The 15,271-nt window shown below is 44.9% G+C and carries 12 protein-coding genes; 9 read left to right on the plus strand and 3 right to left on the minus strand.

The genetic code is table 11. The annotated features are described in order from the left end of the window. The first annotated feature begins 123 nt into the window (after nt 1–123). Nucleotides 124–2,964, plus strand: a complete 2,841-nt coding sequence (gene dnaX / locus SWP_RS07635) for a DNA polymerase III subunit gamma/tau (RefSeq protein WP_020911866.1) — start codon at nt 124–126, stop codon at nt 2,962–2,964. Between the two features lie 100 nt (nt 2,965–3,064). Further along, complete coding sequence (locus SWP_RS07640) at nt 3,065–3,394, plus strand: YbaB/EbfC family nucleoid-associated protein (protein WP_020911867.1); 330 nt, start codon at nt 3,065–3,067, stop codon at nt 3,392–3,394. Nucleotides 3,395–3,962: 568 nt separating this feature from the next. On the opposite strand, the gene SWP_RS07645 is transcribed toward SWP_RS07640, so the two are convergent. The 3 genes from SWP_RS07645 to SWP_RS07655 form a co-directional block, all read right to left on the minus strand. Further along, nucleotides 3,963–5,144 carry an anaerobic sulfatase maturase gene (locus SWP_RS07645; protein ID WP_020911868.1) on the minus strand — a complete coding sequence of 394 codons (1,182 nt, stop codon included), beginning with the start codon at nt 5,142–5,144 and terminating at the stop codon, nt 3,963–3,965. A gap of 100 nt (nt 5,145–5,244) precedes the next feature. Next, complete coding sequence (locus SWP_RS07650; RefSeq protein WP_202289136.1) at nt 5,245–5,841, minus strand: response regulator transcription factor; 597 nt, start codon at nt 5,839–5,841, stop codon at nt 5,245–5,247. 59 nt (nt 5,842–5,900) lie between these two features. Further along, entirely contained in the window at nt 5,901–7,094 is a 1,194-nt protein-coding gene (locus SWP_RS07655) for a sensor histidine kinase (protein WP_020911870.1), read from the minus strand. Between the two features lie 233 nt (nt 7,095–7,327). Here SWP_RS07655 and SWP_RS07660 point away from each other — a divergent pair, with 233 nt between their 5' ends. The 7 genes from SWP_RS07660 (at nt 7,328) to SWP_RS07690 (ending at nt 15,251) form a co-directional block, all read left to right on the plus strand. Next, entirely contained in the window at nt 7,328–8,860 is a 1,533-nt protein-coding gene (locus SWP_RS07660) for an arylsulfatase (protein WP_020911871.1), read from the plus strand. A gap of 81 nt (nt 8,861–8,941) precedes the next feature. Continuing rightward, entirely contained in the window at nt 8,942–9,904 is a 963-nt protein-coding gene (locus tag SWP_RS07665; protein ID WP_020911872.1) for an AAA family ATPase, read from the plus strand. A 19-nt stretch (nt 9,905–9,923) separates the two neighbouring features. Continuing rightward, nucleotides 9,924–10,892 (plus strand): DUF58 domain-containing protein, encoded by a 969-nt coding sequence (locus SWP_RS07670; RefSeq protein WP_020911873.1) that lies wholly within the window; start codon nt 9,924–9,926, stop codon nt 10,890–10,892. Between the two features lies 1 nt (nt 10,893). After that, on the plus strand, nt 10,894–11,418 hold the full coding sequence (locus tag SWP_RS07675) for a DUF4381 family protein (RefSeq protein WP_020911874.1): 525 nt from the start codon (nt 10,894–10,896) through the stop codon (nt 11,416–11,418). Then, entirely contained in the window at nt 11,412–12,398 is a 987-nt protein-coding gene (locus SWP_RS07680) for a VWA domain-containing protein (RefSeq protein WP_020911875.1), read from the plus strand. The genes SWP_RS07675 and SWP_RS07680 overlap by 7 nt, the downstream gene beginning before the upstream one ends. Continuing rightward, the gene (locus SWP_RS07685; protein ID WP_020911876.1) at nt 12,391–14,001 is read left to right on the plus strand and encodes a VWA domain-containing protein; all 1,611 of its coding nucleotides are present in this window, start codon (nt 12,391–12,393) and stop codon (nt 13,999–14,001) included. The genes SWP_RS07680 and SWP_RS07685 overlap by 8 nt, the downstream gene beginning before the upstream one ends. Then, entirely contained in the window at nt 14,001–15,251 is a 1,251-nt protein-coding gene (locus SWP_RS07690; RefSeq protein ID WP_020911878.1) for a BatD family protein, read from the plus strand. Before SWP_RS07685 ends, SWP_RS07690 begins: the two co-directional genes overlap by 1 nt. Nucleotides 15,252–15,271: the final 20 nt, after the last annotated feature.

Genomic DNA, 15,271 nt, shown 5'->3' on the forward strand with positions numbered 1-15,271 from the left:
TTAATCACCGTCAAACCGCTCCTTGAACGCTTGATATGGCATGTAAAACCTTTGCATGCTATTGTTCAAATAAGTCGAGGAGCGTGCTCCCGTAATCATATTCATGACACGTTGGGGAGTTCCATGTCATATCAGGTGTTGGCCAGAAAGTGGCGCCCTGCTAAATTTGAGCAAATGGTTGGTCAGTCGCATGTCTTACATGCCTTAACCAATGCGCTCACTCAGCAAAGATTGCATCATGCTTATCTGTTTTCTGGCACACGAGGAGTGGGTAAAACCAGTCTTGCACGTCTTTTCGCTAAAGGCTTAAATTGTGAACAAGGTGTTACAGCTACGCCCTGTGGTCAGTGCTCAGCGTGTGTAGAAATCGCAGAAGGGCGTTTTGTCGATCTTATAGAAGTTGATGCTGCATCGCGCACTAAAGTTGATGATACCCGTGAACTTCTTGATAACGTTCAGTACCGACCTAGTCGTGGCCGTTATAAAGTCTACTTGATTGATGAAGTGCATATGCTGTCTCGCAGCAGTTTTAATGCACTGCTTAAGACGCTAGAAGAGCCACCAGAGCATGTTAAGTTTCTGCTGGCGACAACCGATCCTCAACGTTTGCCTGTAACAGTACTGTCGCGTTGCTTGCAGTTTAATTTAAAAAGTCTAACTCAAGACGAAATCAGTGATCAGCTAACTAATGTGTTAACCGCCGAGTCACTGGAATTTGAAGCCACAGCGTTAACATTGCTTGCTAAAGCTGCTAATGGCAGTATGCGTGATGCATTAAGCTTAACCGATCAAGCGATAGCATTTGGTGCAGGACAAGTGAAACTTGAATTAGTGCAGACCATGCTTGGCAGCATTGATGAAAAGCAGGTTATCGCTTTGCTTGAAGCACTCGCAAAAGCGGACGTTATGGCACTGATGCAAGTCAGTGCTGGTGTATTGTCTTTTGGTGCCGAACCTGAAGAGGTGTTACGTAGCTTATTAGAGTTACTGCATCAAATTACTTTGACACAATTTGCTCCCGCTGCAGCACAAATGTCGCTTTATAGTGAGCAGATAAAAGCGTTTGCACAGCAGTTATCACCGGAGCAGGTGCAACTGTATTACCAGCTATTACTGACTGGACGTAAAGACTTACCTCATGCGCCAGATCCTAAGTCTGGGCTTGAGATGGCACTGCTAAGAGCCGTTACATTTGTACCAGAGCAACCTGTTAGCAAATGGGTGACTGATAGTCCAGCAGCGATAGCTATCCCACAGGCAGCAGCACCTGCAATAACACAATCATCTGAGTCTGCTAAGCCGCAAGCAATAGTTGCCCCACAGCAGGAAGTTAAAGCTGCGCCTGTTGAAGAGGCTGCGGAAAAAAAAACAGTTTTAACCGCTAACAGCGTCAATGATAAGCAGCCGAATCAAGATCCAGTTGCTGCAGATACGCTAAAACCTGAGTTAGCAGCCATTGAAGCCAGCGTCGGTGCGCCTGTATCCAGTACGCTTGAGAGTATGAATAGCGAAATGGCGGTCATACTCAGTCAAGCACAGAGCCAAGGCTTTTCAAGCTCAGACACTTCAGAGACTAAAGATATTAGTACTGAGCAGACCCAGAGCGAGGTTAAACCGCCAGTTAAAGCTCAACAGCCTGCAGATACGAGTACCTCGGATGATGCTACAGAAATAAGCAGTATTGCAGAGCAATTGCCAAAGCCAAGCGACATTGACTCAAATTTAAATAACACTGTCGTTGACAATGCTAGCGTTAAATTGGAAGCACAAAAGGGCCAGCAGGTTCAAGATAGCCAATTCGACGGTGACGATGATCTAGCTGCATACTCGCAGTACGCGGGGGCGTACGATACTGACATTGATGACAGCGATTTTGACTTTGCACTAGAGCAGTCCGAACCTTTAGCGCAAGACATCACAGACCGCAGACAAAATGCAGCGCAGTCAGCAGCAATATCGACTTCACTGGTGCCCAGTCAGCTAGAGAGTCAACCCAGCGCAGAAGCTAGCTCGGCAAGTGATGACATTCTAGATGCTGTATTAGCCGCTAGAGATTCATTACTCGACGGTATAGGTGAAGAAGATCCTCAGGAGAGTTCAGCAAAAAAGTCCGTGGCTGAACGCAAGCCGTTTGCACCACCTGTTAGAAAGCCTAAAGCAGAACCTGAAATAGATAATAGTGATCCTGCAACAGTTGGCGCTAAAAGCGATCAAGCGCAGGAAAATATAAAAGCCGCGAATGCAGACAATCAAGAGGAGACTTTTGACCGGCCACCTTGGGAAGAACCTCACGCGCAAGATCCAACGCCTAGGTTCGATGACGTAGCCGTTGAGAAAGAAGCTAATAAAGCTGCTGACAATGCCGCTGTAGAGCCTAAACGAACGCCTCAGCCACAAAATCAAACAGAGCAGCAGAGCAAGCCGCCTGTTACATCGCTTGATTCAACTTCAGTTCAGGATGTTGAGTTAAACTTACCTGCATTGCCTAGCGGTGAGATAACCGGTAACGATATCGATCTTAAATGGTATCGCTTCATGGCTGACCTTGAAGTGGGTGGGCGAGTAAGACAACTTGCGGTCAACTCTGTTTGCCACCAGTTTGAACAACCTTTATCGTTGTTGCTCAAACCGGATCAAAAGCACCTTGGTGCCGATGTGGCTATTAAGCAGCTAGAAGAGGCGATGAGTAAAGCACTTGGAGAGCCAAGTGAAGTGCGGATCTCTGTTGGCGTCGATAGCTCGCGTGAGACCCCACTTGAAGTGAGACGCCGCTTTCACAAAGAGATATTAGCTCAAGCGCATCACGGGATGATTACCGATGATAACGTGCGCTGGTTGAGCGAAAACATGGGCGCACAATTAACGCCAGACTCATTATCTTATGCGCCAGAATTGCTGGTTAATAAAGGAAAATCGATAGAATTGGTCGATATGTCGAACTTTAAGCGGTTACCTGAGTCATAATTTTACAATTGAAATTTCAGCTTTCATTGCTAATCGTTCTATATTTAGTAAGATTAGCGCAGTTTATTTGTTGTGATAAATAATAGAAGAGAATCAGAGTATGTTTGGAAAAGGCGGTATGGGCAACTTGATGAAGCAAGCCCAGCAGATGCAAGACAAAATGGCTAAAGTGCAAGAAGAGATTGCACGTATGGAAGTGACTGGTGAAGCCGGCGCAGGCCTAGTAAAAGTCACCATGACAGGTTCTCACAGTGTGCGTAAAGTCGACATTGATGCAAGCCTTCTAGAAGACGACAAAGAGATGCTAGAAGATTTAATCGCGGCAGCATGTAATGATGCAGCTCGCCGTGTTGAAGAGAATCAAAAAGATAAAATGGCTGAAGTAACAGGTGGAATGCAACTTCCGCCTGGCATGAAGATGCCGTTCTAAGCAACCATTTAGTTGATGATATAATCAAATTAGGCTCTTTGAGCCCAGTTTGGTATGAAAAGGCCCAAGTATATCTTGGGCTTTTTTGAATCGGTTTTAAAATTATACCAATTGCATTAAAAGTTTGACCATTCAGCGGGAATTCAAAACGCTGTAGGAAAGTAGTGGGATTTGAGCTAATAGTTATTCTCGGCTCTGGCATCCTGCTTCGCTCTCGATAATTGCTCCTGCATTATTCTACCTTCGACCATCCTTGGTCTCGTACCTCCTAAATCTGACCGCCAAGGAGGGCTGGAATGTCTTATTTTGTATGGAACAAAATAGACCATTTAGTCGTATATCTAAATCCCATAGCGAATCATACAGCGTTTGCCAATTTTTTTAAGCTCAGCCGCACTACGTGAGTTCCTCAGTCTTTCCACTTCTGCTTTGCATTGGCTTAAAAGGGAATAACCATTTCTTTACCGATGCGCTTTGAATTGAAAAGACTGAGGGGCTCTGAACTGGTCAAATACTTAATGCAATTGGTATTAGATAGCGTTGAAATGTTTAAAGTAACAGTCTGATTTTACTTTCTCTGCAGGTAAATAGGGTAAACACTGGCTGGGTGGCCTTGTTTAATGGCTTCTAGCATCGCACCTAAGTATGGCATTGCATGGACGAAAAATTGCTTGTAGCCTCTGCATAAGTGATGCAAACCAGCCTCTAAGTCGGCGGTAGTCCCTGTACGTTCTTTTGGACAGCCACCATTACAAAATGGCCTAAAATCACACTCTCGGCATTGCTTGGGTAAACGGGTCCACTTATTCATACCAAATTCAATCTGACGTTCACTACTCGCCATTTTTCCAAGGTCTATAATGTCGATGTCGCCCACTTTATATTCCTCATAACTATAGTGGTCGCAGCTATAAACACTGCCATCATGCTCTAGCATCATCTGTTGACCGCAAGCTTCTGCATGAAAGCACATTTGGCTCGGTTGTCCTGCTAAAATTCCCAATGTGTTTTCAAAAAATTGAACAAAAATTTTACCGACATCTTCTTGCTTCCATTCATCAAATACTGTGCATAAAAACTGGCCCCACTGCTGTGGCGATAAAGACCAGTCTTTTTGGCTTCTGCGATCGAGTTCATGCTCAACACAGGGCTGAAATTGAATGACTGTTGAGCCTAGCGCTTTTAGCTTTTGATAAGTTTCCTTGCCAAGGTGAGCATTATCGCTGTGAACTACGGTTAGCGTATTGAATGTGACATGGTGTTTTTTAAGTAACTCCAGTCCACGCATCACATTGGGGTAACTGTTATTACCCTTTAGATCGGGACGGCCGTTGCCATGATTTAGTTCATCTCCATCAATACTTAAGCCAATGAGGAAGTTGTTCTTTTTGAAAAACTTAGCCCAACGCTCATTAATGAGGGTGCCATTGCTTTGGAAGGTATTGGAGATGGTCATCCCTGAGCGGGCATACTGTTTTTGCAGTTCGACGGCTTTTTCAAAAAACGCTAAGCCACGTAATGCAGGTTCGCCACCTTGCCAGCTAAAATCAACATTGTTGATATGGGCTGGTTGTGCGGCAATGTACTGTGAGATGTAAGTTTCCAGCATAGCCTCTGACATCTGCATCGTTGCATTGGGTTCATAACGCTCCTCTTTACGAAGGTAATAGCAGTAGTGGCAATCGAGATTACACTTTGAACCGACAGGCTTTACGAGAAGATGAAATGGATATTTAGCGACTGATGACATATGGAAACCCCTCTATTTGTGCTCATTATCCATACATATATGAGCCAAATCGACTGGGAAGTTTCCTAGTCAGCACTTAATGTCGAGACAGTAGGAGGGGTTAAATAAGGTTACGGCTGTGGGCGTACGCAACCAACGATGATGCATTTTCTAACGCCAGTAACTCAATCATTTTGTACTTATGATATTCCACCGTTTTCGCTGATATATTGAGGGTAGTAGCAATTTTTTTTGCTGACATTCCAGCGGCCAAAAGCTTGAGAATATCTAACTGCCTAGCGGTAAGTACTGTTTTTTGTGTTACCTTTCCTTGTAATTCTGCTGAGATATACTGCTTACCGGCCAGCACAGTCTCAATAGCTTGTAGTAGCTCGAATCCGGCTTGATGCTTAACAACGTACCCATCGGCGCCATATTCAAAAGCGGCTTGTAAAATTTCTGCTTCATCGTGCATGGTTAGACAAATAATCTTTGTATGCGGGCAAGAACGTTTAAGTAAGCCTAAGGTGTGGTTGAGCTGCATGCCAGGCATTGATATATCCGTGATGATAATATCTGGCTGCTCAGCTTTTGTGGCTTGGATAAGTTCATCAGCATTGGTTGAAATAGAACTGACTTGATAAAGCTTTTCAACGAGCCGTGCTATACCTTCACTGACCATCTGGTGGTCATCAGCGATTACCATCGTTGGCATCATAGTTTTATTGTCCTTTGTTATCTCTTAGCATAGGTTTATCAAAATGTTCGAGTAATTCTTTAGGGAGTGTTCTTTTGTGGCATTGGCCACTGCAGTGTGACCCTGAAACCAGACGGTTGCTGATCGGTCTGAAACTGGATTTTGGCGCCAATCATGTCCGCTCGTTCACGCATAGATTGTATTCCCAGGGATGAAGACATAGGTTGCGGTTCTAATGACATACCCACACCGTTATCTTGGAAAGATAGGCTGACAGTATTTTCCTTACAGGCTAAAACGATTGCCAATTTAGTGGCACTAGCATGTTTGGCAACGTTTGATAGCGCTTCTTGGGAGATCCGATAAATATGTAGTTTCTGCTCTTCAGTATATAAGATTGCTTGGCTTAGGTTGAGCGATAGAGCAATACTCTTATGAGCCGCCATTTTCTTTGCTTCTGACTCAATCGCCGCATACAAACCGACTTTATCGATAATTGCAGGGTGTAAGTGCCGCGAGATGTGTTGTAAATCGCGGGTGATTTTTGATAGATCAGCAGCAGCCTTCATTATCGCTGGTTGTGATTTGGGCTCAATCTGGTTATTGATAAAACCTAGCTCTAGATTCAACGAGGCTAAACGCTGGCCAATATCATCATGTAGATCTCTGGCTATAATTTTGAGCTGCTCCTCACTGTCTTCGAGTAAGCGTTTGTTCAATGCTGTCACTTTCTCTTTTTGGTTTAATAGATCTTGATAATGCTGCAGCCGCTGCATACTTGAGGCCATGATATTCCCCAAGATGGTTGAGCTACGAATAAATTGCTCATCAAAATCTTTCACGGTGTTAAAGTTAGCGGCCGCAAATGCCCCCCAAGGTTTACCCATTGCTTGGATGGGGATCAAAATGTGATTGATAGGAGCTTGGTCTTGAAGTTCTTTCGCTAGCGCCAGTAACTGCGGGTGGGTCGCACTATTGAGGATAACGCCTGAATGGATCATAGCCTGATACTGAGATTTTATCTCAAGACTTAGGTCTAGCTTTATACTGGGTATATTACGTCCTGACACCGTATATGATCGCCAATCGGCAGTAATGTCTTTTGTATTTGGAAAGCAAGATATTCGATCAACACCCAGCAAAACGCGGCACTCTTCCAATACCGCATCCATAACGTCAGGCAGCGTTCCTGTGGGGGAGTCTAATAACTGGGTCGAGATTGAAATCAGCGTTTCATCGAATGCCGAAGACGCTATTGAATGTTGATGACTCACCTTAGGACTCTCCAATTATTGCTTTGAGTTTTCCTACTTAAACACTCTGATGTAGGTGTGTTTAAGTACAAGAGTATCAATGAAATGACTATTCACAGACACTCTTTTTTCGACACCATCTTCTACTAAAAGAGTGATATAAGCACGCGTAAATAACGGTTTTAGGAATTTTCCTAGTTCGATTCCTCACAAAGAATCTAGATACTAGCCCCAACTTAAATGGGGAGTGAACGATGAAAATTTTCACCAAAACGTTGTTATCAAAAGCGGTACTGGGTATTGCGGCTGTTACAACTGCAGTATCTGCACCTGCAATCGCTAAAAATGATTCAGAAAAACCAAACATTCTCGTTATCATGGCAGATGATATCGGTTGGTCAAATACTTCTGCATATAACATGGGCATGATGGGTTACAAAACTCCAAATATTGACCGTGTAGCAAAGTCTGGAATGATGTTTACTGACCACTACGGTCAACCAAGTTCAACAGCGGGTCGCGCAGCCTTCCTTACTGGCCAGCTACCAATCCGTACAGGTCTGCTAACGGTAGGAATGCCAGGTTCACCAATTGGTATTCACCAAGATGATCCAACCATCGCCGAAGTATTAAAAGAGCAGGGTTATATGACTGTTCAACTTGGTAAAAACCATTTGGGTGACCAAGAGCACATGTTGCCTCATCGCCGTGGTTTCGATTACTTCTACGGAAATCTATATCATTTAAATGCTGAAGAAGAGCCTGAGAATGAAGATTACCCTAAAGATCCAGCATTCCTAGAGCGTTTCGGTCCTCGCGGTATCGTTGAAGGTTCAGCTGACGGTGAAACGGGCTCGGGTGGTCCGTTAACCAAGAAACGTATGGAAACTATCGATCGCGAATTGACTGATATGGCCGTTGACTATATTGAAGATTACGCGAAGAAAGATGAGCCTTTCTTTATGTGGTACAACCCTTCACGTATGCATGTTTGGACACACTTAAGTGAAAAATGGCAGGGTAAAACAGGCTATGGTTTGTACGCAGATGGCATGGCTGAGCTTGATAGTTATGTCGGTGAAATCCTCGACACTCTAGACAAGACTGGCCAACGTGAAAACACCATTGTTATTTTCACTACCGATAATGGCGCTGAAAAAATGTCTTGGCCTGACGGTGGTAATACCCCCTTTAAAGGCGAGAAAGGTCTAACGTCTGAAGGTGGTGTACGTGTTCCGTTCATGGTTAGCTGGCCTGGAAAAATCCCAGCTGGCAGTGTAAACAACGGTATTCAATCTCATGAAGATATATTTACCACTTTAGCCACTTTTGCTGGTGAGAAAAATGTACAACAGAACTTCAAGAAGAAGCATGATGTTTACATTGATGGATATGACCACACTCAAGCTTGGTTAAGCAATGAAGATACCGCCCGTAATGAGATTTTCTATTTTGCTGAAACAGGCAACTTAGAAGCTGTACGAGTTGGTAAAACGAAAGCAACCTTTATTCAGCCAACTGAAGAAAACTGGTTTGCACCTCGTTTAGCAACGCAGTGGCCTCAACTTGTCGACCTACGTTCAGATCCGTACGAAGATGCTCCTGAGCATTCGATGATGTACCTTCGTTGGTTCGGTGAGCGTATGTATAACTTCGTTCCAGTCCAAGTTGAAGTCGCTAAATTGCTACAAACTTTCAACGAGTTCCCTCTAAGACAAGAGCCTGCATCATTTAACTTAGAACGAGTGATCAAGCAACTGCCTTATCGTGGCGGTGACGCGAAGTAATTAGTCGCACTATTAAGGGCACAATTTAGTGCCCTTTTTTAATCTATCTAGCACCCTCAAAACACTCTAAAGGTGATAGCCTTGCATCCATCAATTTGTCTATTTGAAGAACTACAACTGCGCGTTAATCAACAGGTGCTTGGCCAAGAAACCGTTGTTGAGCAGTTAGTCATTGCGCTTATTGCCAATGGGCACGTCCTGATACAAGGGCTACCTGGCTTGGCTAAAACTCGGGCTGTGAATGCCCTAGCCGCTGAGGTTTCAGCGCAGCTTAACCGAATTCAATTTACTCCTGATATGCTGCCGGCCGATATTACTGGTAGCGAGATCTACAACAATCAAACTCAGAGTCTGAGTTTTAAACCTGGGCCCGTCTTTTGCCACTTCTTACTCGCCGATGAAATAAACCGAGCGCCGGCAAAAGTACAATCAGCATTGTTGGAGTCAATGGCTGAAAGCCAAGTCTCTGTCGCGGGTGTTTCACATTCGCTGCCTGAACTCTTCATGGTATTAGCGACGCAAAACCCCGTAGAGCAAGAGGGGACCTATCCCCTGCCGGAAGCACAAATGGATCGCTTTTTAATGCAGGTTTTAGTGGACTATCCAGATAAAAATGCCGAAAAGAAGATGCTCCAATTACTTCGAGCCGCAACAAACAGTCGCTTGGCAGCCGCTACCCCTAAACTGACGGTCGACGCTGTCCTTGCAGCGAGAGCCGAGGTGGAGCAAGTCTATGTTAATGACAATATCGATCAGTACATCGTCGATATTGTTGATGCGACCCGCTTCCCGCAGAAGTTTTCCACCGAATTAGCTGAATTAATTGACCTAGGGGCGAGCCCTCGCGCCACGATAGCGCTCGATAAATGCGCACGGGCGCGCGCCTGGTTAGCAGGCCGTGATTTTGTTACCCCTGAGGATGTAAAAGTCGTTTGTCATGCAGTTCTGCGTCATCGAATTGTTCTTAGCTTTACTTGTATCAATCTCAAGCTAACCAGTGATGATGTCATCGATAAGCTACTCGAGAACGTCACGTTTGTCTGAGTAAGGTGAGGGGGTCAAAATGAACAACGATGGTCGTATTTACAGCAGTTTTTCAAGGTTAAGTTTGCTAGCCAAAAGAGGGAGAGATTTAAGCTGGCGCCCCCCCTATAGCAAAATATCCCCGATGAGTGGTGTACAAAAAAGTCATCAGCGAGGGCGAGGTTTGGATTTTGTCGAACTGCGGCATTACTTTCCTGGTGACGATGTTCGTTGTATAGATTGGCGGGTGACTCAACGAACAGGCCAAGCTTTTATTCGTTTATATGCCGAAGAGAAAGACAAAAATACAGTATTAATTATCGACTTGCGCAGCAGTATGTTTTTCGCAAGTGATGGCTCGATGAAATCAGTCATTGCCAGTGAGTTGGCTGCGATTATTGCTGGTCGTATTCAACTTGAGGGCGATCGAATTGGTGCACTATTAATGACCGATAAAGGGATTGCAGTGCACCAGCCACAACGTGGTGAAAAATCACTGCTCACCTTACTGGAAAACGTTGTATTTCACGGGCAGTCGTTGGGGCAGACGCAGGATAATTTTGTTAGGAAACCATTAGTCTCTGACGGCCCAGAGACTTGCTTTAGTTCTCAGGCAACGCTTGATGACGTATTAAAACAGCTGTGTTTGCAAAAAACCAAAGAAAGCCAAATCTTCATGATCAGCGACTTTATCGATTTCACCGTTGAGAAAAGTAACGCCTTTATCGCTCAGCTAGCAAAACGTAACAATGTGATTGCCTTGCGTGTCAGTGACCCGTTTGAAGATCAACTCCCTGAGATCGCGTTAGTCATGGGTAACGGAAATGTTCAGTTAGACGTCAGACAAAATGCAGCTGAACTTCGTCAACGCTATAACCAATTTGCAGCGCAGCAAAATCAACAGCTTGAAACAAGCCTGGCGGCAATGGGGATCCCCTGTTTGCATTTATCGACTCATCTAGACTGCTGGCAGCAATTGGCTGCCATGTCGATAAAAGGACAGGGTTAATATGACAAAATCGGCACAATCTTCAGGACAGGTGGTCGAATTTGGCTCACACCTGATCAAAAGAGCTCAATGGCAAACAGCGCCAGACGCAATTTCTTGGTGGCCAGAGACGCCTTTATGGACAGCCATCTTTATCACTATAGTGGCCTGTATTATTGGCTGGACAATACTAAGTGGCTATCGTTTTTTGCAAAAAGCCTACGTACGCCAAACACGGCGTTGTTTTATTGAATTTGACAGCAGCAACGATCTGGTTGGAATGGCCGATTTACTGAGGCGTTTTAGCCAGCAACATTGGGCATTGCAATCGCTGTCAGCTTTAGACCCAAAGGCCTTTTCTAAATGTGTTGTCGAGTTAACGGCTACTGCAAAGGCACCGAGGAGTTCTCGCGTCGCGCCCATGGATTTAGCCCTGCTTGAATCTGCCATGTGTGCACTGCTAAGCAACAGTTACCAACAAAACCCCGAGCTTGAGCCAATACAACGGCAACTTATCAAAAAGTGGTTTGAGGAGGTAACATGTTAACGTTCAGCAGCCCTTGGCTAGCATGCCTACTGTTATTACCTATCGTTGCATTGCTGCTGCCAAAACACCGTACTCAGTTATCTGCCATTCGTTTTTCTAGGTTTGAGCAACTTGCCAGTTTAAGTACTCATAAACCGACCCAAGGTGCTGTGGTATTAAGACGACTATTTTGGCAAAGAAGCCTCGCAACATTGACCTACATAGCTTTAGTTATCGCTGCAATGCGACCGATATGGCTCGATGAACCTTTCACCCGAGATAAAGTCGGGAGAGAGATGATGGTTGCGGTAGATTTATCAGGCTCGATGGAAGCCCGTGACTTTGTCGATTTAAAAGGTGACAAGACTCGACGTATAGATGGTGTAAAGTCACTATTACTGGATTTTTTAGCGCAAAGAGCATCAGACCGTGTCGGACTGATTGCTTTTGGTGATGCAGCATATCTGCAGGCGCCATTTACCGAAGATAAGGGCGCCTTGAGTTTATTGCTGAAAGAGATGGATGTCCGCATGGCTGGCGCTGGCACCGCACTTGGTGATGCTATCGGTGTCGCGGTTAATCACTTCTCTCACTCAGACACTGACAATAAAGTGTTGCTATTGCTCACCGATGGCAATGATACCAGCAGCGAGTTTCCTCCACTGGAAGCGGCTCGTTACGCCGCGCAGCAAGGTATTGTTATTTACCCTATCGCGATTGGTGACCCTGCTAATGTAGGTGAAGATAGTCTCGATATTGAGATGTTGCAGCAGATTGCAGACATAACCTATGGGCAGGTATTTGAGGCGCAAGACGGCGAAGCCTTTACGCAAGTCTACAGCATCATTGAGACGTTAGAACCGCAGGTTTTTGATAGCTTTACCATACGTCCGGAGAAGCAGTTGTATTTTTGGCCATTGTTAATCGTTTTAGGGTTAAATCTCGCCGCGCTGATCATGGCAACATGGATCGCGCAAAGAAAGAGAGGCAAGCATGAGTGAATTTCACTTTATTCGGCCATGGGCACTGTTGGCGCTTATTCCTTACCTCTATTGGTTGTGGCTTAGTCACAGAGCAAAGCGACACACTCAAACTAAAATACCCTTGGCTGCGCACTTAGCCCCTTATTTAAATACTGGTCATCAAGGGGGAAAGCGGTTTTCCCCTATGCAGTTATTACCCATGGTTATGGGGACTATGATTGTTATTGTGAGTGGTCCAGCTTGGCAGCCAGAAGAGGGAAGCTTAGCTAAAAATAGATCGCCGCTGATCTTTGTCATCGATCTGTCCAGCTCAATGGCGCAGTCAGATGTCGCCCCCAGCCGAATCGAAAGTGCTAAGCATAAATTGACGCGGTTACTCGCGAGTAAAAATGATGGCTTAGTAGGGGCATGGGTGTATGCCGGTAGTGGCCACCAACTTATTCCTCCGACCGAAGATCGCGAAGTACTAACTGTGTATTTACAGAGTTTGAATACTCGTTTGGTGCCTAGACAGGGAAAGGATATTGCGACAGTGTTAAGCCAACTAAAGCAGCAAAATACTCAGTCAGTTCCAGCGAGTATCGTGGTCATTAGCGACAGCATCGATAACGAAGCGCGTCAGGCTATATCTGCTTACCAAAAGGATAGCCAAGATCAATTACTGCTGTGGAAATTTGGCTTTGCCTCATCGATGTCGAGTCCTCGTGGCATTGAGTTACTGCAGATGACGGCAGATGATACTGATATTGAAGCGATAATTAGCTGGGTTAATCAATTTAGCTTCTTTGACCCAGAAGATACCAATATTGTTTGGGCTGAGGCTGGCTATTGGTTAGTTTTTCCGACGTTATTGCTGAGCTTGCTGTGGTTTAGAAGGGGCTGGAGCATTCACTGGGTTGGCGTTATTCTTCTGCTGCCCTTGTTCAGTATGGCACCAACCAGTGAAGCTAACGCACAAGGGGCTGCTAAGGTCGCTGTAGGGGAGAACAACAACTGCGATAATCTATTTATGCGGTTATTGATGACGCCAGATCAGCAAGGGCAATGGTTCTATCAACGACAGGATTTCTCTTGTGCTGCGAATAGCTTCGTTGACCCGCAATGGAAAATAGAAGCCTTAATGCGTAGTAACCAATGGGAATGGGCTCTGACCATGCTTAATACTCAGCCGGACTCACTAACACGACGGTTTAATATCGGCATGAGTTATTTACATCTAGCACGATTTCGCTCCGCGCAGCGTTGGTTCCAGCAGGTTTTATTGTTAGAACCTGAGCACCCACAAGCCACTTATAACTTAACAGTGCTGGATGATATTTTTGAGCTGATGGAGCAACGTGCACAGGGACAGGGCACTGCTGGCGAAGATATGACGGCTGATGTGATTGATTCCTTGCAAGAGGATATGCAGATTGATGAGCCTGCAGACAAGATTGAATTAGTTAATAGCGCGGATCTTATTGCCGAGGAACATCTAACCAAAATTTGGCTAGAGCAAGTTAAGCGTGATCCTGCTGTTTTTTTACGTAATAAATTCACCCTGCAATTACAGAAAGATGAAACTGACAGTTCGAGCACGTCACAGAAAACGGATACTCAAACGTTAACAGGAGGCCAGTGATGCGCTTAAGCCACCACTCAACCCTATTACTCAAGCTTTGTTGTTACCTATGCTTGGTATTTAGTATATCGGCCAATGCCACAAGTTATCGCGCTCAATGGATTATCGATAGCCAAAAGCCGTTAGAATCTCGGATGAAGAATACCTTGTGGTTAGCCGTTATTAGCGATGAACCGATAGCCGCTAGCATGGTGGTTGAACCCATTAAAGTGAAGCACCTTTTTATCGAAAAAGCGAAATCGGGGCCTATTTATACCACTCGTGTAATAGACGGTCTGCGAAAGCATGTCGCTCAAATGAAATACGATATTTATCCTGCAAAAGCAGGTGAATTTGCGTTACCCGCCACTAAAGTGACGCTTGGTAAAGGGGAGGGCGCAAGCACCATCTATGCTGACACTCAGCAGTTTAATGTTGTCGCCCAGCCAGAAAAAGCACGCGGCCTGATAGTTACCTCATCATTAACCTTATCGCAAAAATTGTCAGACATTGAGCTTATTGCTGGTGGCGCAGTGAGTCGTGAAGTATCCATGAAGGTGGCTGACTTGCCGGGGTATTTGATTGCAGAGCTTCCTTTATCAGTTACAGACTCAGCGAGTAGTCAGTCTGTGACGATGGCAAATAGTGTCACAAGTAGTGCCTCCTTTAGAGGAATTGTGACCGGAAAGAGAGAAAGTAAGCTGCTCTATCGATTTACAGTTGAAGGTCAATATCAACTGCCTCAAATATCTGTTAGTTGGTGGGATCCAAATAAACAGCAGGTGGAATACAGTGTTTTACCTGCAGTCGATGTAACAGTTAGGGCCGCGCCACCTTTGCCTATGAAGCAAAGGGTCAGCTTTTGGCTGTCGAGCTTTGTTGATGTGATTCAAGCCTATCAGCAATATTTAGTGGTAATGTTCGTGGCAATATTGTTGATGTTTTGGCAAAGGCGGCGGCTTATCAGCTTGATTAATTTAGGGCTAACTCAGGTCAAAGTCGCAGCATCATTACCCTTGAGTCAGTTGCTTATTTTGACGATAAAAGCCGTTTTTTGCTCTAAGAAAAAGCTACCTGCGTTATACACATGTTGGTCTGAACTTCTGTCTAAATCATTACAACTTGAAGCTCGCAATTTGCAGTCATTATTCTGTTATCAAATATCTGGCTCAGTTAAGGTTCAGCGCCGACTCCTACTTGGGCAAATGATCCATATTAATTGGTTATTCTATTATCAAGGCTTTCAGCTGCAACCGCTTAACCCTAAGTAATTCACGTCGATGAACCGCAT

Origin of the sequence: Shewanella piezotolerans WP3, assembly GCF_000014885.1 — a bacterium.
Taxonomy (GTDB): domain Bacteria; phylum Pseudomonadota; class Gammaproteobacteria; order Enterobacterales; family Shewanellaceae; genus Shewanella; species Shewanella piezotolerans.

Coding starts and splice junctions, on each gene's coding strand:
- dnaX (WP_020911866.1), top strand. CDS start 124: ATGTCATATCAGGTGTTGGCCAGAAAGTGGCGCCCTGCTAAATTTGAG.
- SWP_RS07640 (WP_020911867.1), top strand. CDS start 3,065: ATGTTTGGAAAAGGCGGTATGGGCAACTTGATGAAGCAAGCCCAGCAG.
- SWP_RS07645 (WP_020911868.1), bottom strand. CDS start 5,144: ATGTCATCAGTCGCTAAATATCCATTTCATCTTCTCGTAAAGCCTGTC.
- SWP_RS07650 (WP_202289136.1), bottom strand. CDS start 5,841: ATGATGCCAACGATGGTAATCGCTGATGACCACCAGATGGTCAGTGAA.
- SWP_RS07660 (WP_020911871.1), top strand. CDS start 7,328: ATGAAAATTTTCACCAAAACGTTGTTATCAAAAGCGGTACTGGGTATT.
- SWP_RS07670 (WP_020911873.1), top strand. CDS start 9,924: ATGAACAACGATGGTCGTATTTACAGCAGTTTTTCAAGGTTAAGTTTG.
- SWP_RS07675 (WP_020911874.1), top strand. CDS start 10,894: ATGACAAAATCGGCACAATCTTCAGGACAGGTGGTCGAATTTGGCTCA.
- SWP_RS07680 (WP_020911875.1), top strand. CDS start 11,412: ATGTTAACGTTCAGCAGCCCTTGGCTAGCATGCCTACTGTTATTACCT.
- SWP_RS07685 (WP_020911876.1), top strand. CDS start 12,391: ATGAGTGAATTTCACTTTATTCGGCCATGGGCACTGTTGGCGCTTATT.
- SWP_RS07690 (WP_020911878.1), top strand. CDS start 14,001: ATGCGCTTAAGCCACCACTCAACCCTATTACTCAAGCTTTGTTGTTAC.